General features: G+C 72.1%; 18 protein-coding genes. 12 read left to right on the top strand and 6 right to left on the bottom strand.

Annotated elements, in window-relative coordinates; translation table 11 throughout:
- The first annotated feature begins 6 nt into the window (after positions 1–6).
- On the top strand, positions 7–1,053 hold the full coding sequence (locus tag AC0NH5_RS32415) for a hypothetical protein (RefSeq protein ID WP_474410836.1): 1,047 nt from the start codon (positions 7–9) through the stop codon (positions 1,051–1,053).
- Between the two features lie 84 nt (positions 1,054–1,137).
- On the top strand, positions 1,138–2,556 hold the full coding sequence (locus AC0NH5_RS32410) for a hypothetical protein (protein ID WP_474410729.1): 1,419 nt from the start codon (positions 1,138–1,140) through the stop codon (positions 2,554–2,556).
- Here AC0NH5_RS32410 and AC0NH5_RS32405 read toward each other — a convergent pair.
- The 3 genes from AC0NH5_RS32405 to AC0NH5_RS32395 form a co-directional block, all read right to left on the bottom strand.
- Positions 2,533–4,389 (bottom strand): SpoIIE family protein phosphatase, encoded by a 1,857-nt coding sequence (locus AC0NH5_RS32405; protein ID WP_474410727.1) that lies wholly within the window; start codon positions 4,387–4,389, stop codon positions 2,533–2,535. The two genes, AC0NH5_RS32410 and AC0NH5_RS32405, sit on opposite strands and share 24 nt — an antisense overlap.
- 179 nt (positions 4,390–4,568) lie before the next feature.
- Entirely contained in the window at positions 4,569–5,420 is an 852-nt protein-coding gene (locus tag AC0NH5_RS32400; protein WP_474410725.1) for a bifunctional DNA primase/polymerase, read from the bottom strand.
- 54 nt (positions 5,421–5,474) lie between these two features.
- Positions 5,475–6,779 carry an AAA family ATPase gene (locus tag AC0NH5_RS32395; protein ID WP_474410723.1) on the bottom strand — a complete coding sequence of 435 codons (1,305 nt, stop codon included), beginning with the start codon at positions 6,777–6,779 and terminating at the stop codon, positions 5,475–5,477.
- 53 nt (positions 6,780–6,832) lie between these two features.
- On the opposite strand from AC0NH5_RS32395, the gene AC0NH5_RS32390 reads away from it, so the two are divergent.
- From AC0NH5_RS32390 to AC0NH5_RS32360, 7 genes are all read left to right on the top strand, one after another.
- The gene (locus AC0NH5_RS32390; RefSeq protein ID WP_474410721.1) at positions 6,833–7,204 is read left to right on the top strand and encodes a hypothetical protein; all 372 of its coding nucleotides are present in this window, start codon (positions 6,833–6,835) and stop codon (positions 7,202–7,204) included.
- Positions 7,205–7,965: 761 nt separating this feature from the next.
- The gene (locus tag AC0NH5_RS32385) at positions 7,966–8,634 is read left to right on the top strand and encodes a hypothetical protein (RefSeq protein WP_474410719.1); all 669 of its coding nucleotides are present in this window, start codon (positions 7,966–7,968) and stop codon (positions 8,632–8,634) included.
- Between the two features lie 193 nt (positions 8,635–8,827).
- Positions 8,828–9,718 (top strand): SDR family NAD(P)-dependent oxidoreductase, encoded by an 891-nt coding sequence (locus AC0NH5_RS32380; RefSeq protein ID WP_474410716.1) that lies wholly within the window; start codon positions 8,828–8,830, stop codon positions 9,716–9,718.
- Between the two features lie 153 nt (positions 9,719–9,871).
- Entirely contained in the window at positions 9,872–14,341 is a 4,470-nt protein-coding gene (locus AC0NH5_RS32375) for an AAA domain-containing protein (protein ID WP_474410714.1), read from the top strand.
- A 337-nt stretch (positions 14,342–14,678) separates the two neighbouring features.
- Positions 14,679–16,358: an EAL domain-containing protein gene (locus AC0NH5_RS32370; RefSeq protein WP_474410712.1), complete on the top strand. Its 1,680-nt coding sequence runs from the start codon at positions 14,679–14,681 to the stop codon at positions 16,356–16,358.
- 19 nt (positions 16,359–16,377) lie between these two features.
- Positions 16,378–16,767: a cupin domain-containing protein gene (locus AC0NH5_RS32365; protein ID WP_474410710.1), complete on the top strand. Its 390-nt coding sequence runs from the start codon at positions 16,378–16,380 to the stop codon at positions 16,765–16,767.
- 283 nt (positions 16,768–17,050) lie between these two features.
- Positions 17,051–17,518, top strand: a complete 468-nt coding sequence (locus tag AC0NH5_RS32360; RefSeq protein WP_474410708.1) for a MarR family winged helix-turn-helix transcriptional regulator — start codon at positions 17,051–17,053, stop codon at positions 17,516–17,518.
- Between the two features lie 36 nt (positions 17,519–17,554).
- Here the strand turns inward: AC0NH5_RS32360 and AC0NH5_RS32355 are convergent, their stop codons facing one another.
- Together AC0NH5_RS32355 and AC0NH5_RS32350 are read right to left on the bottom strand one after the other, a co-directional pair.
- A complete protein-coding gene (locus AC0NH5_RS32355; protein ID WP_474410706.1) occupies positions 17,555–18,883 on the bottom strand; it encodes an MGH1-like glycoside hydrolase domain-containing protein in 1,329 nt (442 codons plus the stop codon).
- 85 nt (positions 18,884–18,968) lie between these two features.
- Complete coding sequence (locus tag AC0NH5_RS32350) at positions 18,969–20,039, bottom strand: DNA polymerase ligase N-terminal domain-containing protein (protein ID WP_474410704.1); 1,071 nt, start codon at positions 20,037–20,039, stop codon at positions 18,969–18,971.
- A gap of 90 nt (positions 20,040–20,129) precedes the next feature.
- Between AC0NH5_RS32350 and AC0NH5_RS32345 the strand changes: the two genes are divergently transcribed.
- Positions 20,130–20,813 (top strand): helix-turn-helix domain-containing protein, encoded by a 684-nt coding sequence (locus AC0NH5_RS32345; protein WP_474410702.1) that lies wholly within the window; start codon positions 20,130–20,132, stop codon positions 20,811–20,813.
- On the opposite strand, the gene AC0NH5_RS32340 is transcribed toward AC0NH5_RS32345, so the two are convergent.
- Positions 20,792–21,190, bottom strand: coding sequence for a VOC family protein (locus tag AC0NH5_RS32340; protein ID WP_474410699.1), 399 nt, complete (start codon positions 21,188–21,190; stop codon positions 20,792–20,794). The genes AC0NH5_RS32345 and AC0NH5_RS32340 overlap by 22 nt on opposite strands.
- A gap of 141 nt (positions 21,191–21,331) precedes the next feature.
- Between AC0NH5_RS32340 and AC0NH5_RS32335 the strand changes: the two genes are divergently transcribed.
- Both AC0NH5_RS32335 and AC0NH5_RS32330 read left to right on the top strand, forming a co-directional pair.
- Positions 21,332–22,438: an FAD-dependent monooxygenase gene (locus AC0NH5_RS32335; protein ID WP_474410697.1), complete on the top strand. Its 1,107-nt coding sequence runs from the start codon at positions 21,332–21,334 to the stop codon at positions 22,436–22,438.
- Between the two features lie 209 nt (positions 22,439–22,647).
- The coding region (locus tag AC0NH5_RS32330; RefSeq protein ID WP_474410695.1) for a cytochrome c oxidase subunit I at positions 22,648–23,432 on the top strand (785 nt) is incomplete at its 3' end.

Raw genomic sequence — 23,432 nt, 5'->3', positions numbered from 1 at the left:
GTGACCATGCAGAAGCTTGAGCAGCTCCGTGGCTCGGAGCGGGCGAAACGGCACAACGCGCGGACCATCGCCGCGCTCACCGGCAACCCCGGCTGCTCCCGGCGGGCCGTCCTGGACGCCGCCGGCGTGGACAAGGTCAAGCTCGCTGAACGGGTCGGCTTCCCCGGCAGCTTCGGCCAGTCCCGCTTCGCGCTCTCCCGCGGCAACGCCTTCGAGGCGATGCTGAAGGCCGACGACTGCGAGCTGCTGCGCTCGGTGCTGGGCGCGTCCCCCGCATCGGCCTATCAGGACCTCGGCATGGATTCCGACGACACCCTCCAGGCGCGGCACGACCGGACGACCCGGCTCCTCGGCGGGGTCCGGGCCGCGTTGATCGACCACCCGCTGCTCACCCTTGACGTGGCCGGCCAGACCGTCTACCTCGAGCCGGATCTGATCGCCCACGCGCACCAGGGCCGCCTTCAGGTGGTCGAGATCAAGTCGTTCGCGATCATCGACGGGCAGGCCGACAGCGCCAAGGTCTCGGCCGCCGCCGTGCAGGCCGCCGTCTACGTGCTCGCGCTGCGCTCGCTGCTGGAGCGCCTCGGACAGGATCCGTCGCTGGTCGACCACGAGGTGATCCTGATCTGCCCGGAGAACTTCTCGCTCAGCCCGGTGGCGGTGAAGCTGGACGTCCGCAAACAGCTGTCCACCCTGCGCCGTCAGCTGTCCCGGCTGGCGTCGGTCACGGAGCTGATCGACGCGCTCCCCGACGGTGTCACCTTCGACCTGGCGCTGGAACCCGAGGAGCTGATCGCGGCACTCGGCCACATCGAGCCCCGGTACGCCCCGGAGTGCCTTTCCGCCTGCGAACTCTCGGTCTTCTGCCGGCACGAGGCGGCCGGCAGCACCGCGGCGCTCGGCCGGACCGTGCGCGAGGCGCTCGGCGGGATCGAGTCGGTCGAGGAGGTGCTCGCGCTGGCGGACGGCACCCGCGAGCCGGCCGAGGAACAGGCCGAGGCGGCGGCCCTGCTGCGGACCGCGCTGCGGTTGCGGCAGGAAATCCTCGGTTGAGCACGCCCACTGCGCTGCCGTTGCGTCGGGAGGCTCGGCTTTGAGCACGCTCACTGCGCTGCCGTTGCTTCGGGAGGCTCGGCTTTGAGCACGCTCACCGCGCTCGCCCGGGCGCAGGCGCTCGCCGAAGGGCGGGCGCAGCCCATCGCCACCGTCCGCCACCTGCATGTGCACGACCACCCGCTGGTCCTGATCCCGCTGGCCATGGCCGGCGAGGCGAACGCGCCGCTCGCCGCGATGGTCGGCACCTCCGCCACCGACGCCCGGCTGCTGGTCGTGGCGCAGCCACGCAACCGCGACGACCGGTTCGCCTTCTTCGCCGACCTGGCCGCGCAGGTCGTCCCGTACCTCGACTCGTTCGCCACCGACACCGAGGACGTCCCGATCGACCGCGGCAAGGACGTGCGGCAGCGTTATCTCGACGCACCGCAGATCTGGGTGCCGAACCCGGCCGGTGTCGACTTCCTCCGGCTGCTGGGCCGCTCCACGCGGTTCCGGAGCATCGACGGCGAATACCCGGTGCCGCCCGGGGTGCCGCTGCTCGGCCGCTGGCTGACGTTCTTCGCCAACTCGGCCGAAGTTCCCGGCTCCTGCCTGCTGCTCACCGCGGTGCAGGCGCTCGGGATGCACTGGGCCACCGGGCAGAGCTCCGCCGAGGACGCCCAGCTCGGCGTCCAGCTCGCCTGGATCGAGGAGGGCGCCGAGGCGGCCCGGAAGGTGGAGAACGACGTGGCGGCCGGGCCGGCCACCGACCCCGACTTCGACAACCGGGTGCTGGCGCCGCTGTTGGAGCGGGCCGCGCCGGAACTGCCCGAGGTGCTGCGCGAGCTGCTGACGCCCACCTGGCAGCGGATGTGGCGGACACTCGGGATGCTGCGGCGACTGCCGGCCGGCGAGCGGGTGGCCTCCCGGTGGGATTCCGACCGGGACGCGTTCACCGCGTTCGCGCAGCATGTGGCCGAGGGTGGCGCGCCGCAGCCCCGGCGGGACAGCGCGGTCGCGGCCGCCGCCCGGCTCCAGCGGCTGGAGAGTGCGGCCGCGCGGTACGCCGTCCAGCGCGCCTTCGACGACCCCCTGCTTCTGGCCGAGTACCGGCTGACCGGAGCGGCCTTCGCCGGAACCGTCACGCTGGCCAACCCGGACCGGGTCGACGACAGTGGCAAGCGCCCGGTACTCCGCCCCCGGATCATGGTGCACACCTCGGAGGAGGTACGCGTCGAGCCGGGCACCGCTCTGACCTCGCCGTCCCGGCCCGCGCAGAAAGCCAAGGTCATCTCGGTGAGTCCGGCCGGGGACGGGCGCGACGTGCTCCTGGAGCTGTCCGGGGGGATGGGCCGCAAACTGGTCGCGGAGCCGGGGAGCGTGCCGGCCGTGGGGGAGACGTTGGTGCTGACCACCCTCAGCGAGGCGTACCGGCCCGGTGGGTCGCTTCCCGACCCGGCCGAGACGCCGTGGACCCACGGTGGGCCGCCGGTCGTGTCAGGTCAGCCGGATCAGGAGTAAGGCGATGTCGTCGCTGCGGCGCGGCGCCACCTCGATCAACCGCTCGCACAGCTCGTCGCCGGGGCGCCCGCCGTGCACCCGCAGCGTCTCGGAGAGCCGTTCCACCCCGTCGTCGATCAGCTGGTCGCGGCTCTCCACCAGGCCGTCGGTGTAGAGGACCAGCGTCGACCCGACCGGCACGTAACGGTGGGTGGTGGTGCGCGGATCGCGGGGCGGAAGGCCCAGCAGGGGCTCCGGCGGCACCCACCACACCTGGACGCCGCCGTCCGGCAGGAGCACCAGCGGTGGCGGGTGCCCGGCATTGGCGAAACTCACCGCGTACCCCGACCAGGCCTTGCTGATCCGGGCCAGGACCGCGGTTGCCGAGGCCGGGACGCGGAGTCCGTACAACGTCTGGTCCAGGGCACTGAGCAGGGCGCCCGGCTCGTCGTCCCGCCCGTACGAGTCGCCGCGCACCAGATTGCGCAGCTGGCCCATGGTGGCCGCGGCCTCGATGTCGTGCCCGGAGACGTCGCCGACCGCCACCATGACGCTGCCGTCAGGCTGAGCGAAAGCGTCGTACCAGTCGCCGCCGACCGCCGCGCCGTCCTGAGCCGGCAGGTAACGGGCGTGCAGTTCCACCCCGTCGATGGCCGGCAGCTCGGTGAGCAGGCTGCGCTGCAGCACCTCGGCCATGTGCCGCTGCTCCCGGTAGAGCCGGCTGTTCTCCACCGCCAGCCCGGCCCGCCGCCCGATCTCCAGGGCGGTGCGCTCCTCCGCCGCGGTGAACGGCGCCCGGTCCGGCCGGTTGACCAGCAGCACCGCACCGAGCGTGGTGAGCCGCACCGGCGAGATGATCGGTGCCAGCAGCGTCGAGCCGAGGCCGGCCCGCGTGGTGATCTCGGCGACCTCGTCGTCGCTGATCCGGTCGCCCAGACCGGACGGCCGCACCGCCCGGCCGTTGCGGCGCACCGCCACCAGCATCGTGCGCAGGTCGGCGCGGGCCCGGGTGGCCAGCTCCGAGAGACGGGCCATGTCGGCGGCGCGGTCCGGGTCGCGGTGGGTGGCCGAGACCAGTGCCGCCCCGCCCGGATTTTCGGCGAGCGTCACCACGCACCAGTCGGCGAGCCGGGTGGTGACGATGTCACCGAGCCGGCGCAGCGCCTCGGTCACGTCCATGGTGGCGGCCAGCGACTCGGTCAGCTCGGCGAGCAGCTCCAGTTGATGATGCGCCGACTCGGCGGCGGTCCTGGCCTCCTCCGCCGACGCCCGGGCCTGTTCGGCCGACGCCCGGGCCTCCTCCGCGGACACCCGGGCCTCCTCGGCCGACGCGCGCTCGATGCGCAGGCAGATCTCGGAGGAACAGACCGCGGCCAGCTCGCTGAGCAGGGCCACCTCACTCGGCGTCCAGATCCGCGGCTCCCGGTCGACCGCGCAGAGAGCGCCCACCACCAGGCCGTCCGGGTCGGTGATGGGTGCGCCCGCGTACGCGATGGCGCCGACCTCCTCGATGGCCGGGTTGAGCCGCATCCGGGGGTCCGCACGCACGTCCGCGATCGCGAGCAACTCGCCGGAGGTGACCACGTGCCTGCTGAACGACCGGGTCAGCGGCATCTCCCGCACCTGGGTCAGCTGATCGGGCAGCCCGACCTGCCCCACGAAGTGCTGCCGGTCGGCGTCGACCAGGCAGACCACGCTCATCGGGGCGTCCACCAGCATGCGCACCAGCATGGCGAGCCGGTCGAAGGCCGGGTCCGGCGACGGCCCGTCGAGGATGCGGCGGACCGAGCGCAGGCGCGGCGGGTCGACGAGCGAGACTCGCTCCACGTCGCCGATCACGTCCCATCGAAGCACCGTTGCCCCCCGGCCATCCGCTCGCCAGGTTACCGGCGCGGAGGCGGGATCAGCCGGTCCGGCAGTGACCCGATCATCCGGTTCGGTCCGGCCGAACGGGCCAACCGCACCCCTCGATGGGCGGCACCCGTCTCAGGCCGCCCGTCCCGGCTGTCGCCCCGGATGGGCCGACACCCGTCTCAGGCCGCCCGCCCCGGCTGGCCGCTGTCGAACGGCTGCCGTCGCCCCGCCGTCATCCCCGAGGCGATCGTGCCGCGGATCTCCGCCCAGCTCAGCCCCGCGTGCCGGGCCGCCGCGGTCAGCTCCCTGCGCACCGTCCCGGCATCGAGCAGCCCGGCCCCCACGAACCGCCCGAGTGCGAACGCCGCCCGGTTCAGCGTGTCGTTGCGCGTCCCCACCGCGGCGCGGGCCACCCGGTCCGCCTCGGCGTCGAGAGCGGCCCCCGCGTACCGGTCGGGACGGGTCACCGGGTGGTCCCGGAGAGCCGGCGGCGGACCCGCGATGAGGTCCCGCAGCGCTGCTGGGCTGACCGGCAGGTCAGGCTCGCCGCCGGGCCGTCGCAACCAGCTGTAACGCGCGCCGGAGACATGCAGCGACGGTGGGGCGAGCACATAACCGCCGGCGCCGCGCCAGTCCAGGCCGGGCAGCAGCCGCACCCGGTTGCCGAAGCCGGTCGGCCGGAACCAGAGGTGGCGGCCGCCGCCGGTGCGCACCTGCGGGCCGCGCGGGAGGTCGCCGCCGAGCAGGTGGCGCAGCCCGTGCCAGCCCTCGGCCGAGTCGACGTCGGCGACGTCCATCACCACGCCGGTGCGCAGGCCCACGTTCGCCCGCGGCCAGTGCGACCACCACAGGGTGATTCGGTGCGGATCGGTGGAGGCCTCGGTGAGGCCGTGCCGGAGCCGGGGGTGTTTGCCGGGCCGCTCACATCGGGCTCCTCGCTCGCAGGAACAGGCACCACTTCGGTCAGGCGTGTGCACCGGCAGGACGGGGATGCCGTGCCGGGCGAACGCGAGGGCAGCCGTGAGCGACATTAGAACAAGCGTACGACAACTTTCCGGTCTCCGGCAGGTTCGCAGGTCGTCCGGTCAAGCGCGGTGGAGATGCGCCAGCATCGACTGGTTGGCCTCCCAGCCGTCCGGGAACTTGACCGGGACGTTGATGTGCATCGGCTCGGTTGAGGGGTGCGCGTCCAGCAGCTCGGCGATCCCGGCCCGGGCCACCACCACGCAGGCGTGCCGGTGCCGGGAGGTCAGCACGCAGAGGCGCCCGGACTCCAGGTGGAAGGCGGTGGCGTCGCGCCGTCCGGAGAGCGGGTGCAGCACCACGGTCAGGTCGTACTCCCGGCCCTGCAGCCGGTTGGCGGTGTCCACGGTGACTTCTGCGGCCTCCGGCGGCAGCAGGGACCGGATCACCGCCACCTGGTCGCGGTGCGCCGCGCCGATTGCGATCCGGTCCGGGGTGAGTGGTCCGGTGCCCGACTCCGAGGTGGCCACACCGTCCCGGCTCAGCGCCCGGCCGGCCAGTGCGGCACAGGCGGCCGCGGCCTCCGCGTCGGTCCGCACCGTGAACCGCGCCGGCAGCTCGTGCAGCCCCCACCCGGTGGCCGCCGCGGTGTCCAACACCTCGTCGAGTGCCCCCGTGGCCGGCTGCCGGAAGGTGAGCGAGCGATCCGCCGGGCCGGTCCCGGACCGGAACCCGGTGAACGGGTAGAACGCCGCGGCCACCACCGGCGCCGCCGACGCGGGCAGCCGCCAGGAGACCGGCAGCCGGTGCACCGGCAGCTCCGGGTTGTGCCGGAGCAGCACCGCGACCGCGCTCTGCATCGGGTCCCAGGAGAGACCGGTCCACCGGTCCACCTCGACGGTCGAGAACGGGTCGAGCTGGCCGGGGTCGCCGACGAACAGCGCCCGCTCGAATCGCGGCGCCACGCGGAGCAGGGCGTCGGAGCGCATCTGGTACGCCTCGTCGACGATCGCCCACGGCCAGGTCCCGTCGGTCACGGTGGCCCACTTGGCCGCCGTGCCGATGGTGACCGCCGGCGAGCCCAGGTCGGCCACCTTGGGCGCCACCCGGCAGGCCGGATGCGCTCGCACCCGGGCCGACGCCTCGTAGTCGACCGCTGACAGCCGGCCCACCGTGACGTCGGGGGAGCGTGTGCCGAGCCGGTCGATCAGGTCGTCCACCTGCTCGTTGGTCTGCGCCACGATCATCAGCGGTGCTCCGGTGGCGGCCAGTTCGCCGGCCGCCCGGACGACAAGCGTCGACTTGCCGGCCCCGGGCGGTGAGTCCACCACCACTCCGCGATGGGCGCCGGATCTGAGATCGGCCAGCACGGCGGCGATGACGGTGGCGGCCTCCTCGGCCGGGCTGACGAGCGCGTTCGGCTTCACCCGGGCACCGTAACGCCCCTGCCGGGAGCTGCGGCGGATACGCTGGCGAGATCATGGATCGTCCTGGATGGATGTGGCGGCCGGCCGAGCTCGCGGCGTTACGCCTCGGCCGCCGGCTCGGCGTGCCGTTGCCGGCCTCGCAGCCGCATCGCTGGTCGTTCGTGCACATCGTCCCCAGCGTCGGCCCGGACGACGAGGTGGCGATCCGGTCCGGCCGCGTGCACAGCAACCCGGGCCGCAGCTTCCAGGTAGCGCACTGGGAGTTCGAGGCGGACCGGCTCGAAGGATACGACCATGATCTTGGGGCGGTAAGGCTCCGCCACGCGGACGCCGCCGACGAGGCCGAGCTGCTGGCCGTGCTGCGCGAATGGCGGCTTCCACCGGATGGATTCCGATACTCGTGGGACACCGTCGAATCGCACTGAACGCGCGTGCGATCCCATTGTTGGCGGCGGGCGGCGCCGGGTGAGCGCTATTCCGCAGGCTTCACCACCCGGCCTGGCCTGCTGCATCACCGAAATCGGCCATTACCGGCGCATTCCTCGAGCTATTCGGGCCGTGTTTCGCTCGGTTCCGGAGCGAATTGTCGGCTGATCCGGTTCAGCTGCGAGAATTGATGGCTCACGGCCACGGCCCGGTCCGGCCGCGAGCGCGTCCCGTCCCGCCCGGCGATCCAGCAGGTGGGAAGTGACGGGTATCCGACAGTGGTGCTGTCGTCACTCGTCTGGTGATCTTCTGGCCCTGGGGGGACAGTCGGGCGGCCCACCGGCGCGAAACTCAGACGCTCCCCCTGCAACCGGTTGCGACCGCCGCCGATCGCCGACGTGATCGTCGCGAAGCGATCATCAATGCGTCGGCGGCCCTGGTGATGCGCTGTTTGATCACGATGGATGAAAAGATGTTTCCTTCTCCGTCACGGCACGGAAATAAGCTACGCGTTCAATATCGGGTACAGGTGAATGGTGAAACCGGCCTGCAAGTTGCGCGCGCGGCTGGACGCGCAAGTTGCAGATTTCGCCGCCTTCTCGCCTGCGGCTCCGGCGTCGTGGCTAACCATTGATCGACTCTGACGATTTCATTCATGGTTGTTTCTATGATCTCGGCAGAGACCCTTCCAGTCGATCATTGGAAGTGCAACTCTTCTAGCCAGCAGTGACGTCAGGAACACGGACGGTGGTGGTGAGGAATGCGCCCAGACGTTCTCGTCGGTCCGAGTGATTGGCTCATCGAGCAGTTCGGCGACAAAATCGCCGACGAGCTGTGGACCCGGGTGCCCGAGGCTTTGAGCACCGCGATCGACCGGGAGGTCCACGCTCACCCGGCCATGACCCAGACCATGGAACGTGTGCTGGCAAACCCCCGGTGGCCCCTTCCCTACGAGGAACTGGTTCTCTTCCTCGGCACCCTTCCCGGTGCCGAGATCATCAGCGTGCCGCGCTCGGTCTATCAGTTGGTCCTGATCAACGGCCGCGTGGTGGTGCCCTGGTGCTACGGCCAGTCCGCACGCCTCTCGATGCGCGACGCCGAGGTCGGCCGTTCCTTCGGCCGCCTGGCCCGCGAGCTCCTTCGCCGGTTCGGCCCACCGTGGCGCCGTTCCCCGATCGAGTCCCCCCTACCCCTGGACGCCGTCGACGAGCGTGAGGTCGCCAAGATCTGCGCCGCGATCGCCCAGATCGTCCCCAAGCCCGAGGTGGTCATCGCCGGTTACGCCGGAGCGCCCAACCTGGGCCTCCTCCGCGCCTGCCTCGGCGAGATCAAGTCCACCGACAACGGCACCCTCAACTGGAGCCACCTCGACGACCTCCCCCTTCCGCCGCCGGTGATCCCGCGCCCTCGCCGCATGCAGTTCCCCTGACCCTCCGCTTTCGCTCTCTGCCGACTCCCGCGCCCACCGCCCGGTCGCGGGAGTTCGGCTTTCCCGCCCACTCCCGCGCCCACCGCCCGGTCGCGGGAGTCCGCTCCTCCCTCCGAGCCGCGCCCCAGGGACGCCGCCCTCATCGATGTGCGATCGCCCGCACACCCGGGCAGACTGGCCAGGGGGTGATCACATGACCGGCACCGTCTCTTACGTGGTGACCGGCGGCGGCCGTGGCATCGGCCGCGCCATCGTGGAGCGACTGCTCACCCAGGGCGCCGCCGTAACCGTCCTCGACTTCGAGCCGGCCACCCTCACCTGGATCGACGACCATCCGGCCGCCGGCCGCCTGCGGCCCGTCACCGGTGACGCCGCCGACGAGTCGACAGCCGTCCGCGCCGCTCAGGCCGCCACCGCGATGGCGCCCCTGCGCGGTTGGGTCAACAACGCCGCGAGCTTCCGGGACGCCCGCCTCCACGAATCCCCGGCCGAGGTCAGCACCCTGATCCACCGCAACCTGGACCCGGTCCTGACCGGCTGCGCGGTAGCCCTCCGCACCTTCTTGTCCACCCCACCGGGCTCACCCGCCACCCGCCGGGGCCCGTCGCCCGCCGCGCTTCCCGGCGCCGCCCGCCCGGACCCGTCGCCCGCCGCGCTTCCCGTCTCCGGCCTCAGCCGCGACCTCAGCCCGGGCGCCATCGTCAACATCTCCTCGCACCAGGCGCAGCGCCCGGTGCGGGGCGCCCTGCCGTACGCCACAGCCAAGGCCGCGATCGAAGGTTTGACCCGCGCTCTGGCCGTCGACTACGGCCCGTTCGGCATCCGCGTGAACGCGCTCGCACTCGGCTCGATCACCACCGAACGCTCCGACGCCCACCTGGCCGCGCTCCCCGAAGCCGGCCGCCGGCACTTCACCGAGGAGATCCGCCGCCTGCAGCCGCTGGGCCGGATGGGTCACCCCGCCGAGGTGGCCGAGACGGTCGCCTTCCTGCTCTCCGACGCCGCCAGTTTTCTCAACGGCGCGGTGATCCCGCTCGACGGCGGCCGCTCCGCTCAGGGCCGCGACCCCGAAGAAGCAGACTGACCAGCGTGTGAAGTTGAGCCCGTATGCGAGCCGCAACTTCACACACTCTCGGGCGTGACCGCTGTGTGTGAAGTTGAGCCCGTATGCGAGCCGCAACTTCACACGCTTGGCGGCGGATGAGCGGGATCGACGCTACGGCCTAGACTTCACAGGATGGCTGAGCAGCGAGAGTCGCCCACGACGATCCGGGATCGGGCCGTGGCTGTGGCGGACTATCTGCTTGCCGTTCGCGCTCAGATGGATCGTCCGGCTCGCACCGTTCCGTCCGATGCGCACTGGCTCGACAGCCTTCCGCGGCATCCCGACTGCCAGGCCGGTCCGGGCGCCGACGGCACGTCCTGGCTCCGCGTGGGCCGGCCCGACCTCCCACCGCCGGTCACCGTCCCCGCCGCGCTACGCCGCCGGCTGCGCGACGAGGTCACCGCGACCGCCGAACCCGTCCCCGACGTGCGGGCCCTCGCCGCCGCCAACCAGGAAGCCGACCGGACGCCGGACGCCGACGGGGCCCGGTATGCGGACAGGGCCCGGTATGCGGACAGGGCTCGAGATGCTGACAGGACTGGAGATGCCGACAGGACTGGAGATGCGGACCAGGCCGGGGATGCCGACGCGGCGCGGGATGCGGACCGGACGCTGGTCGACGCGGGATCCGGTCAACGGGACGACTTCGAGCGCTGGCGGGACGACGTCTGGCGCCCCTGGTCCGAGGCGACCACCACTGCCGAGCAGACCCGGGACCTGCACCGCCGCCTGTTCGACCGGATGCACCAGCTCGACATGGCCGTCGCCACCACCGAGCTGGTCTGGGGTCACGGCCTGGTCGAGACCACCGTCGACGGCGTCCGGGTCCGCTATCCGTTGATCGCCACCCCGGTCCTGATCGAGTACGACGCCGACCGCGCCCTCATCACCGTCTCACCCGCCGGCCCGTCCCGTCTCCAGATCGAGGCCCTCAACGGTCTCGACGCCCGCTACCTCAACCAGCTCGCCGCCCTCGCCGGTCCCGGCGGCGCCGTGGAGGTGGACCTCTGGAACGACTTCGATCGCCGCGAGTTCTTCGAACGCGCCCTGACCCGCCTCGGCGCCGACCGGCGAATCCTGGCAGCCGGCGAAAAGGCCACGCGAAGGCCCGGCGGTGAGGAGGCGGCGGAAAGGCCCGGCAGCGAGAAGACCGCAGAGAGGTCCGCCGGCGAAATCTTCCTCCGTGACACCGCGGTCCTCTTCGCCCGTCCCCGGCAGCGCCACCTCCGAGGCTTCCTGGAGAATCTGCGCGACCGCCTGACCAGCGGCGACTTCGACGCCGTCGGCTCGCTGGCGGCGATCGTCGCGCACGAGCCGAGCCGGCTGACGATGCCCGGCGACCAGCCGGACCGCTGGGCCGGTGTCGGCGAACGGCTCCTGATGCCGCTGCCCACCAACGAGGCGCAGGAGTCGATCGCCCGCCGCCTGGCCCACCACCGCAACGTCGCCGTCCAGGGTCCGCCCGGCACCGGCAAGACGCACACCATCCGCAACCTGATCTGTCATCTGATGGCGAACGGCAAGCGGGTCCTCGTGGTCGCCCAGAAGGAGGAGCCGCTCCGCGTGCTGCGGGACGGTCTTCCCGAGGAGGTGCAGGCGCTCTGCCTGGCCGTGCTGGGCCGCACCACCGACCAGCTGGTGCAGTTGCAGCTGGCGGCCCGGGAGCTCTCCGACCGGGCGGCCACCCTGGACAAGGACGCCGAGTCGAGGCGGGTCGAGCGGCTCACCCGGACGCTGGAGGAGGCCGAGCGCGAGCTGGCCGCGGCTCTCGCCGGGCTGCGCCTGATCGCGGAGAGTGAAGCTGTCACGTACCAGATCGGGGGTGTCTCCATGCTTCCCGCCGAGGTCGGCGCCTGGCTGCGGGAGCGTGCCACCGCGCACGGCGGGATCCCGGATCCGGTCACCGGGCCGCCGCCGCTGACCATCGAGGATTTCGCCACGCTGCTCAAGCTCGCCGCGCGGTTGTCGCCGGCGGACCGGGCGGCCGCCTTGCGCCCGTTGCCGGAGATCCAGGATCTGCCGGACGCCGCCGGGACGGCGGCCCGGCGGGCGCAGAGCGCGGAGATCGAGGAGCGCCTGTCGCGGTTGGCGGACCAAGGCGTCGATCTTGCGGCGGTACGCGAGGAGCGCCGCGCAGGCATGGCGGAGTTGCTCGGGGAGTTGCGTGAGGCGGTGGCCTGGCTCCGCCGCCGGGAGGGGACCTGGACGGACCGTCTGGGGCGGCTGCTCGACGACCAGCACTGGCGGACGGTCTGGACCGATCACGTGGCCGCGACCGAGTCGATCTACGCGGAGCTGGCCGGTCTGGCCCGTTCGGTGACCGGGCATCGGATCGTGGTGCCCGACCCGGTGCTGGCCGAGCCGCGGCTGCTGTTGTCCCGGCTGGCCGAGATCCGGCAGCGGTTCGAGGCCGGCAAGGGGCTCAGCCGGCTGCTCCAGCCGGGGCTGTACCGGCTGGCCGACGAGCTCCGGGTGGACGGTGAGCCGGTGCGGACCGTCGCCGACGTCGACCTGGTCGTCGCGGGTGTGCGCCGCACCCAGTCCCGCCGCCGGCTGGGCGACCTCTGGCTGGAGTGGGTCGAGCGGCTCGCCATCCCCGCCCCGTCCAGTGGCTGGGGCGATCCGGAGGTCTGGGCGGGCGCCCTGCTCGCCGACGCGAACCAGTCGCTCGATTTCGACCTGCACCGGTGGCCGCCGCTGGCCGCCCGCATCGCCGTGCTGGTCCCGCAGCGGGAGCTGGCGCCGGACGCTGCCGGTCTGGGCGAGGTCGCCGAGCTGCTGGCCGGGGCGATCGAGGTGTTCGTGCTGGACAACGCGCGGTCGGTGGAGCAGGCGGTGGCCGGGCGGATCGCGCCCTGGCCCGATCTGGTCGAGGCCTGGAAGACCCTGGAGGGCTGGGACGACGCGGTCGGTGAGGTGCGCCGGCTGGTGCTGTTGCAGCCTGACGTGATGCGGTTCCACGCCGCGCACGACCGGCTGGCGACCGCGGCCCCGGAGTGGGCGGCCCGGATCGCGGGTGGCGAGCATCCGGTCGTCTCCGGTCAGGCCTGCCTGGAGGCGTGGGAGTGGCGGCGTGCGCAGACCTGGTTCGACGAGGTGGTCGGCGACGTGGATCCGGCGGTGCTGTCGCGCCGGGTCGAACGCGCCCGCGCCAAGATCCGCAGGGTGACCGGTGAGCTCGTCGTCGCGTCCGCGTGGCTGGAGGTGGCCCGGGCCCTCGACGACCGGCGGCGGGCGGCGCTCGCGGACTGGACCACTGCCCTCCGCAAGATCGGCAAGGGCACCGGCCGGGGCGCCGCGGCCTGGCAGGCGCACGCGCAGCGGGCCATGGAGTCGGCGGTGACCGCGGTGCCGGTCTGGGTCATGTCGGTGGACCGGGCGATCGAGCAGTTCGCCGGCGGCGCGAAGTTCGACGTGGTGATCGTGGACGAGGCCTCGCAGGCTGATCTGTTCGCGCTGCCGGTGCTGGCGCTGGCCGAGCGGGCCGTGGTGGTCGGCGACGATCAGCAGATCGGGCCGCAGTTGGGCTTCGTGGGTGCGGTCTCCGACCTGATCCGGCGGCACCTGGACGACGTGCCGTCGGCCGAGCACTTCGATCCGGAGTCCTCGCTGTACGACCACGCGGTGCGCCGGTCGCCGGAGCGGATCCTGCTGACCGAGCATTTCCGCTGCGTGCCGCAGATCATCGAGTTCTCGTCGCGGCACTATTACGACGGCAAGATCATGCCGTTGCGGGCGGACCGCCCGGCGCTGCCGCCCATCCAGACGGTCTTCTCCGCGACCGGGGTGCGCCAGTCGCTGCCCGGGGTCGGGGACGTCAACCTGGACGAGGCGACCGCGCTGGTCGAGCGGGTCACCAAGATCGTCGCGGATCCGCGGTACGACGGGAAGACGCTCGGCGTGATCAGCCTGTTGAGCAGCAGCGGGCAGGCGAACCACCTGCTCACCGAGCTGCGCGAGGCGATCGGCGAGGACGAGATCCAGGCGCGGCGGCTGCGGGTCGGTGACGCCTACACGTTCCAGGGCGACGAGCGGGACGTGGTGCTGGTGTCGGCGGTGGTGTCCGAGAACGATCCACGGATTGCCGCGTTCACCAAGCGCGACTATCACCGCCGGGTCAACGTGGCCGCCTCCCGGGCCCGCGATCAGCTCTGGATCTTCCATTCGGTCCGCCCGTCCGCCCTGCTCGCGGACGATGCCCGGGCGTTGCTCCTGTCGTACGCGCTGAATCTGCCCACCGAGGCCGCCGCGGCCGACCTGGCCGCCCGCTGCGAGAGCGACTTCGAACGCGATGTGCTGAAGTCGCTGGTGCACCGGGGTTACCGGCCGATCCCGCAGTTCCGGATCGGCGGTTACCGCATCGACTTCGTGCTGAACGCGCCGGACGGGCGGCGGCTCGCGATCGAGTGCGACGGCGACGCCTATCACGGCCCGGAGCAGTGGGAGAGCGACATGCGCCGGCAGTCGGTGCTGGAGCGGGTCGGCAACTGCGTGTTCGTCCGCATCCGGGGCAGCGTGTTCGCCCGCGAGCCGGAGGCGGCGATGCGCCCGGTGTGGCAGCGCATCAATGAGCTGGAAATTTCCACCATCGACGGGGACTGACCGTCACGTCCGGCGATCTTCTCGCCGCTCTGTGTGCATGCTCACGCGTACTAGTGGGTAGGGGAACGCGCAAGGTTCCAATGTCGATACTCGCAGTAACTGTCTGTCGTGAATCGCGGGAGGCATTTCGACGTAAATGCGCGGGAAAGAGGTCACCCATTCGGTTGTTTCGCTACTCTGGATGGGCGATAATTCCCTGCTCCTAGCCTTGCCCGCGGAAACGTCAAAACTTTGACGCATGCATCCACTGTTACTGCGGCCCGGTAACGGGTCGTAATAGGTGAGGGGTGTCGGTGGCAGGGGGAACGGCCGTGCGCAAGGGGGGAGGTGACGGCGGATGACGGTGCCCGAAGAACGGGAGCGCTGGACGCCGGCGCCGCCGACCGCACTGCCCGAGCCGCGGCAGCCGCGCGACAAGCAGGCCGCCTGGTTCACGTACACCGCGGCCGGCGACCAGATCGTCTGGTCGGCGACTCTCTCCGCGATGCTGGGCCGGCCACCGGCGGAGAAGGAGATGACCCGGCAGCTCCTGGCGCGTTACGTGCACCGGGACGATCACGCGAAGGCGCTCGGCTCCATCACCGAGGCCTGGACCAGCCGGAACACCGTGCACACCACGGTGCGGCTGATGCGCGCCGACGGCGGCTGGTTCGACGTCGACTGCCGGCTGGAACCGATGATGAGCCCGGACGGCACGGTCCGCGGCATCCGCGGCACCGTCCGCGACGTCTCGACCCGGGAGCGCGCCCGCCGGGAGTCGGCGCGGCTGACCCGGCGCGGCGAGACCGTGCAGGCCTCGCTGGTCGAGCCGGACCCGGTGACCGGTCTGCTCACCCGCGCCCGGTTCGCCGACGAGATCGACCGTGCCCTGCGCGGGGCGGGCGGCGCCCTGCTGGTGATCCGGGTCCAGGTCGGCGACAACACCGAGGCGGTACGCCCGGACCGCAACGTCGACCTGCTCAGTGACGCGGCGCGGCTGATCGAGGAAAGCACCCGCCCGGAACACCTGCTCGGCCGGGTCGGCCCCACCGAGATCGCCGTCCTGTTCACCGGCCTTTCCTGGAAGGCGGCCCGGGAGCAGGCCCAGTCCCTGGTGTCCGGCCTGCGCCGACTGGACCCCTCCGGCGCGTGGGGCGGGCTGGTCCGCTTCGAGCGCGACGCCGAGGCGGGCAGCCACGGCCTGCTGATCGACGCCGAACAGGCCTGGCGGCAGTCCCGGGAGGCGGGGCGCCCGCTCACCGTGGTGGCGCGACCGGTCCCGGTGCGGGATCGGCAGGGGTCGTACCGCAGCCGGCTCGCCGACGCGCTCGGCACCGACCGGTTCACGCTCTACTCCCAGCCGATCCTGGAGCTGCAGAGCAACAAGGTGACCCGGCACGAGCTGCTGCTGCGGGTGCTCGACGAGACCGACGGCCCGCAGTCGCCGATCCAGGTGCTGGACGCCGCCGAGCGCCTCGACGCGGTGTTCGACATCGACCTGTGGGTGGTGGAGCGCGCCATGCGCCTGGCCGCCGAGGAACCCGGGCTGTGCCTCCAGGTCAACCTCTCCGGTCGTTCGGTCGGTGACCCGCGGCTGACCACCGAGGTGGAGAAGCTGCTCGACCGTTACCGGATCGACCCGGCCCAGCTGACCTTCGAGATCACCGAGACCGCGCTGATCGGCAACCTCAGTGAGGCGCGCCGCTTCGCCGACCGGGTCCGCGACCTCGGCTGCGGCCTGGCCCTGGACGACTTCGGGTCGGGGTACGCGTCGTTCCGCTATCTGCGGCTCTTCCCGATCGACCTCGTCAAGATTGACGGGGAGTACGTGGTGGATCTGGTCGACAACCCGCAGGACCAGGTACTGGTGCGGGCGCTGGTGCAGGTGTGCCAGGCGTACGGCATCCACACCGTGGCCGAGTTCGTCCAGGACGAGGCGACCCTGCGGATGCTGCGTGAGCTCGGCGTCGATTACGTGCAGGGCTATCTGATCGGCCGCCCGTCGCCGGTTCCGCCAGGCCGATTGCGCGGCTCCTGACCGGGGTAACGAACGGTGCATGGAGCACTTTACGATTGCGACCGTCGCGGAACAGAGTCCCGACTTCCGCCGCGTCCTGTGGACCGGCAAGCACACCCAGCTCGTGATCATGACGATCCCGCCGGGCGGTGAGATCGGCGAGGAGGTCCACGAGGTGGACCAGATCCTCACCTTCGTCAGCGGCATCGGCAAGGCGATCGTCTCCGGCCAGACCCGCAAGGTGCAGCAGGGTGACCTGGTCGTGGTGCCGGCCGGGCGCAAGCACAACTTCCTCAACGACGGCCCGAACCCGCTCGTCCTCTACACCGTTTACGGCCCGCCGGAGCACGCTGAGGGTGCCGTCCACAAGACGAAGGAAGAGGCGGACGCGCTCGAGGAAGCAGGTAAGGACGAGCCGCCGTCCTCGTGACCGGCCCGGCACCGGCCCGGGGCCCCGAAAGTACACAGGGCCCCGGAAGTACACAGGGCCCCGGGAAGCACACAGGGCCCCGAAAGGCACACGGCGCCGGAACCGGCCGAGGCCCCCCAGCCAGCCGGTTCCGGCGCCATGTATCGGGGAAAAAGTCCCCGCACAGACTACCCGCCGAGGTTCACGTAAGTCGATCGATTCGCCGGTCGATCGCGATCCGGCACGTCCGGTTCGGGCCGGCCCGATCGCTTCCGGACCGGTCGATCACCACTAGCCTGCCAGCATGGAAGAGCCGCGCTGGTTGACGCAGGAGCAGCAGCACGCTTGGCGGCGGCTGGTGGAGGTGCTGGTCAGAGTGCCTGCGGCCCTGGAGGCGCAGCTTCAGCGGGATGCCGGTCTGACCCATATGGGGTACCTGGTTCTGATGACCCTCTCGGAGCGCCCGGACCGTCGCCTGCCCATGAGCAGGCTGGCCCGCCGCGCCTGTGCGTCACTTTCCCGACTCTCCCATGTGGTGGCCCGGCTGGAGGAGCGGGGCTGGGTCCGGCGCGAGCGTGACCCCGGCGACGGCCGGGTCCAGATCGCCGTGCTGACCGACGCCGGCTGGGACAAGGTCGTCGCCTCCGCCCCCGGGCACGCCGAGGCCGTCCAGCAGCTCGTCTTCGACCGGTTGACCGCCACCCAGGTCCGCCAGCTGGCCCGGGTGGCCGACGCCCTGCTCGACGAGCCGCTGCCGGACCCCGCCGACTAGACCGCGACGAGGCCGGCTGGACCGTGACGGTCCCGGCTATACCGCGCCGATCCCGGCGAGGTCGCGACGATCCGGCTGGACCGCCGTGAGCCGGGCGCCGGTCCGGTGGGCGTATGCCGGGGCGGAACGATCGGCGAGCAGGTCTAGGCAGAGGGCGGCCGTCCCGGTGCAGTCCGCGGCGCCCGAACCCGAGCCGTCCGACGGCCGGAAGCGCTCGTAGGGCCCGTTCCGGTGCACCAGCCGCAGCATCTCCCGCCGCAGGCGTTCCGCGTCCTCCTGGTACCCGTGCACCAGCATGCCCCGCCGGAGCAGCCAGTTCAGATCGATCCGGCCCGGCCCGGTGCGGTCGTGATCGGGCACCGGCACCCCGGCGCCGGCCGCCACCATGAGTGCGAGCGCCTGGTACGGCGGCAGGTCGGGCAGCATCAGCGGCAGCAGGCCGCTCACGCCGCGCGCCGGGCCGAGCTTCCCGGTGCGTACGTCCCGGGTGTGGAAGATCAGCGTGCGCGGGTTCCACAGCCGGTCGGCGATCGCCACGGTGATCCGCCGGGCGACTTCGCGGTGCCGGCGGGCCTGCGCGCCGTCCCCCAGCACGCCGGCGATCTGGGCCAGCGCCAGCTCGGCGGCGGCGAGGACGGCGTTGAAACCGGGGCACTCCACCACGAAGGCGTGCCGCGACGCGAGATCGGTGTCCGCATAGCCGCCGTCCCGATAGGCCGCTGCCAGCTCGAGGTGACGGTCCGCGGGCCCGGCGCATCCGGCGGGCGGCTCGTCCCAGGCCGGGCCGTCGTCCAGCCCGGACTCCCAGGGGTGCACGATGGCGGCCAGCCCGGCGCCACCGGCGTCACGGCGGCCGGTGCAGTATTCCTGGGCGGCGACCAGGCGGGGGTAGAGCCACTCCAGCTCGGTGCGGGCCTGCTGCGCCGAGGCGGCGCCGTGTGCGGACGCGCGCCGGTAGATCTCCCAGGCCGCGAGCGCGTGCAGCGGCGGCTGGACCAGGCCGGTGCTGCCGAGGGCGGGCCGCCGGCCGTACGCCGGGACGTTCCAGAACGCCGCGCCCGGCAGATCGTCGTCAGCGGTGCCCGGCGCGGTGGTCGCGGCGAAGATGACGTGCGGCACCCGGCCGTCCGGCCACTGCGCCTCGAACAGGCTCCGGAGATCTCGCCAGGCACGCCGCTGGTTGACGTAGGCCAGGCCGATCGCGGCGAACGCGGTGTCCAGACTCCGCTGGTGCGGGTGGTGACGCCGGGACCGGACCGTGTGGTCGCCGGCCCAGTTCGCGTCCAGCACGCCGGCGGCCGACCGCCACAGCTCGGCCGCCAGCTCAGCGATCCCCGCCGGGCCGGGGGACAGGTCCGGATGCATCTGAGGTACCCCTTCCGGTGTGCCGCGCTCGGAGACCTGAAGATCGGCCGGCCGGAGCCGGAATCCAGGAAAACCGGCCGCGTGGTCACCCGGCGGGGATCGACAGCCAGAGCCGGCTGCGGCGCCCGGGCAGGTACGGCGAGTCGAGGCGTTTCGCGACGACACCGGCCAGCTGCTGGCTGCCGGCCGCCTCCAGCGCGAAATCGCCGCCGCCGGAGAAGTAAGGAGGTGTCTGCCAGTGGTCGCCGGCCAGGGCGAGCCCGTCCAGCAGCTCGCGGCGCTCGGCATAACGGACCAGCTCGACCGTCGAATGCCCCTCCAGCCACGTCAGGTCGTACAACAGAAGGTGTGCGGGAAAGCGCTCGGCGGCCCGCTTGGCCGCGGCAGAGTCCTTCGGCGCGCGGCGCCGGGCCAGCAGCTCGGGCGCGGGGCGGGCGCCGTCGAAGACCACGATCTCGCCGTCCAGCACGGCCTCGACCGGCGCGAGCGCCGGGCCCAGCGGCCGGATCTCCGGGAACCAGGAGGTCACATCCTCGCCACCGGCCTCGGTGAGGCGCAGTCTTCCGCCGGAGATGTACGCCGTGACGCGCTCGCCGCCCCACGCCATCTCATATCCCCAGTCGCCGTCGTCGACCGGCAGGCTCGCGGCCCGGGTCGCCAGCATCGGCTCCACCGTCTCCGGCATCGCCTCCCAGCCCGGCTCGGCCGGGTCCATCCGGCGCACCATCCAGTCCCGGCCGCCGGTCCGGAAGAAGACGTACCGCCCGCTGGTCCGCTCGCCGCGGAAGGTGACGCCGATCTCGTCGTCCCGCCACTTGTCGGCTTCGTACGTCCCCCGGTCGTGGATGGTCATCCGCCCGCCGCCGTACTCGCCGGCCGGGATCTCGCCGGTGAAGTCGAGATATTCGAGCGGGTGGTCCTCGGTGTGTTTGGCCAGATGGTTACGGGCCCGGTCGCGGGGCAGGCCGCGCGGCACGGCGAACGACACCAGCACGCCGTCGCGCTCCAGCCGCACGTCCCAGTGCAGGCTGCGGGCGTGGTGCTGCTGGATGACGAAGCGGCTGCGGTCGGTGGGCGCCGGCGTGGCGGGCGGCACCGGCTCGGGGGTGCGCCGGGCGTCGCGCTTGCGCCGGTACTCGTCGAGGCGGTCCGTCATAGAGCGATTGTCTGCCCGGCCGCGGGCAGAAATACACGGGTGTAACTCGGCCGGGAGCTTTTTGTCGTACCCCGGTGGTTGGGTGTCGCCATGTACACCGAGAGGGCTTCTTCGCTGCCGCACGTCACCGCGTGGCAGAGCGTCACGTCGCCCGGAGCCGCCGCCCGGCGCATCCTGCCGGACGGCTGCCTCGACATCATCTGGCAGGACGGCGCGGTCTTCATCGCCGGGCCGGACACCACGGCGCAGGCCGGCGGGGCGCCGGGCCGGAGCAGTTTCCACGCGCTGCGCTTCGGCGCGGGCACCGGCGCGGGCGTGCTCGGCGTGCCCGCCTCCGAGGTGCTCGACCAGCGTGTCCCGCTCGATGCGCTGTGGCCGGCCGCCGAGGTGCGCCGGATCGCCGAGGCCGACGACCCCGGCGCGGCGCTGGAGGCGGTGGTGGCCGGGCGCTGGCAGCAGCCCGACCCGGTGCTGGTCGCCGTCTCCGCAGCCGCCCGGGCCGACCGGCCGGTGGGCGCGGTCGCCGTGGAGGCCGGGCTGAGCGAGCGGCAGCTGCGCCGGCGCGCCGTCGCGGGATACGGCTACGGGCCCAAGACCCTGCACCGCATCTTCCGGATGCGCCGGGCGGTCGCGCTGGCCCGAGCCGGCCGGGCGTTCGCCGAGGTCGCCGCGGACAGCGGTTACGCCGACCAGGCCCATCTCTCCCGAGAGGTGAGGTCCCTGGCCGGCGTCCCGCTGGGTGAGTTGGTGGCTCAGGCCGGGAGCGCGGCGTAAAGGTCGATCCCGTTGCCGTCCGGATCCAGGACCACGGCGTAACGCTGCCCCCAGGGCGCGTCCCAGGGCTCGCGTTCCCCGGTGTGGCCGGCGTCGACCACGCGGCGATAGACGGCGTCGACCTCGGCCGGGCTCGCGCACTCGAAGGCGAGGCTCACCCGGGCGCCCTCCGGTCCGGGCGGGGTGAAGTCCGGGTCGAAGGCCTTGATCGAGGCGTGCGGGTCCCACATGAGACGGACGCCGCCCGCCAGGGTGACCTCCACGTGCGGTGCGTCCTCGACGCCGTCCGCGAACTCCATCCCCAGCAGACGGTAAAAGGCCAGTGACGCGGCCAGGTCGGCCACAGCCAGGCCGAACGCGTTAAGAACAGGAGTCATGAGCGTGACGGTACGGGCTGTGCAAGCCGAGGTATTGAACAAATCGGACTTGATGTCGATCGCGGGTGTTCCCCCGCGACGATGGCGGGCGGTAATGTCTTGGCTCCGACGCGTATCCATCGACAGGAGAGTGTTGGTGCGATGAGTTTGCGCATCCTCGTGGTGGGCGCCGGCATCGCCGGACTGGCTGCGGCCCGAGGGCTGCGTGTCGCCGGCTTCCGGCCGGACGTGGTGGAGGCGCTGCCCGCGACCACGGTCCCCGGCGCCGGGATCTATCTGCCCGGCAACGCCTCCCGCGCCCTGCGCCTGCTCGGCCTGGACGTGCCGCTGCGCCCACTCGGCGATCTCATCTTCCGGCAGGTCTTCCTGGACACGCGCGGCCGTCAGCTGTTCGAGATGGACGTGGCGGCGCTCTGGGCCGGCGTCGGCGAGTCCCGTGCGCTGTCCCGCGCCGACCTCCAGCAGGTGCTGCTCACCGGTGTCGGCGGTGAGGTGCGGTACGAGACCGGCGTGCGGGACCTGGAGATCGTCGACGGTGCCGCCAAGGTGGAGTTCTCCGACGGCACCCTCGCGGAGTACGACCTGGTCGTCGGCGCCGACGGGCGGCGCTCCACGATCCGCGACAAGTCCGGTCTCGGTGGCCCCGCCGTGCCCACCGGCCAGATCGTCTACCGCGCCGTGGTCAGCGGTGGGCCGCCGCTGACCGACTGGACCGCGGTGCTCGGCCGCCGCTCCGCGTTCGTCGCGATGCCGATGGGTGGGCGCAGGCTGTACTGCTACGCCGACGAGACCGCGCCGGACAGCCCCAACCCGGAGGACCCGGTCAAGCGGCTGCTCGAGCTCTTCGGCGGATACGGCGGACCGGTGCCGGCCATCCTGGAGAAGGTCGAGAAGGTGCAGGTCGCCCGGACCGACGAGGTGGTCCTGCCGCGCTGGTCGACCGGCCCGGTCGTGCTGGTCGGCGACGCGGCGCACGCCACCGCCCCGACACTGGCACAGGGCGCCGCCATGTCGTTCGAGGACGGCTGGGTGCTCGGCCAGGAGTTGCGGGCCGCGCCGGACGACATCCCGGCGGCCCTCCGGGCGTACGAGGCGAGGCGCCGGCCGCGCTGCTCCGAGGTGCGCGACCGGACCCGGGAGCGGGATCGCACCCGGGACGTGCCGCCGGCCCTGCGTGACCCCATGCTCCGGCGCCGTGGCCTCCGCATCTTCACCGATCACTATCGAGAGCTGGTCACGTTCGTCTAGAGCTGGTCACGTCCGTCCGGGGCGGTCACGTCCGCCGGGAGCGGCCACGTCCGTCGAGAGCGGACGATGTCACTGCTGAGTCACCCCGCGACTGTGGAAAGTCGGCGGGGGACTATTCTGCCTCGAGGTACGCCCGATCTTCAGACTGCGATCTTCTGACCGCGATCTTCGGGAAGCTCGAGGGACGAACGAGACAACGGAGGCAATTCGTGACGACCGTTGCGCCGTCGCCGATCGCGACCAGGCCATACCCGGTCCGGCGGCAGGTCAAGGGTTCGGCGCTTGCTCGGATCCTGCGCACGACGGACGCGAAGCAGATCGGGATCATGTACATGATCACGTCCTTCGTGTTCTTCCTGCTGGGTGGCCTGATGGCCTTGCTGATGCGGGCGGAGCTGGCCCGGCCGGGCATGCAGCTGCTCTCGGCCGAGCAGTACAACCAGTTGTTCACCATGCACGGCACGATCATGCTGCTGTTCTTCGCGACGCCGATCGTGTTCGCGTTCGGCAACTACGTGGTGCCGATCCAGATCGGCGCGCCGGACGTGGCGTTCCCGCGGCTGAACTCCTTCGCCTACTGGCTCTACCTCTTCGGTGGTCTGATGACCATCGGCGGCTTCCTGACCCCGGGCGGGGCGGCCGACTTCGGCTGGTTCGCCTACACGCCGCTGAGCGACTCGCTGCACTCGCCGGGCGTCGGCGGCAACATGTGGGTGGTCGGCCTGGCCCTGTCCGGTCTGGGCACGATCCTCGGCTCGGTCAACCTGATCACCACGATCCTGACCCTGCGCGCGCCCGGCATGACCATGTTCCGCATGCCGATCATGACCTGGAACATGCTGGTCACCGCGCTGCTGGCGATCCTGGTCTTCCCGTTCCTGGCGGCGGCGCTCTTCGCCCTGGCCGCCGACCGGATCCTCGGCGCGCACGTCTTCGACGTGGCGACCGGTGGCCCGATGCTGTGGCAGCACCTGTTCTGGTTCTTCGGCCACCC

The organism is Actinoplanes sp. 13, from assembly GCF_056134165.1.
This window is presented reverse-complemented; position numbering and strand designations above follow the sequence as displayed.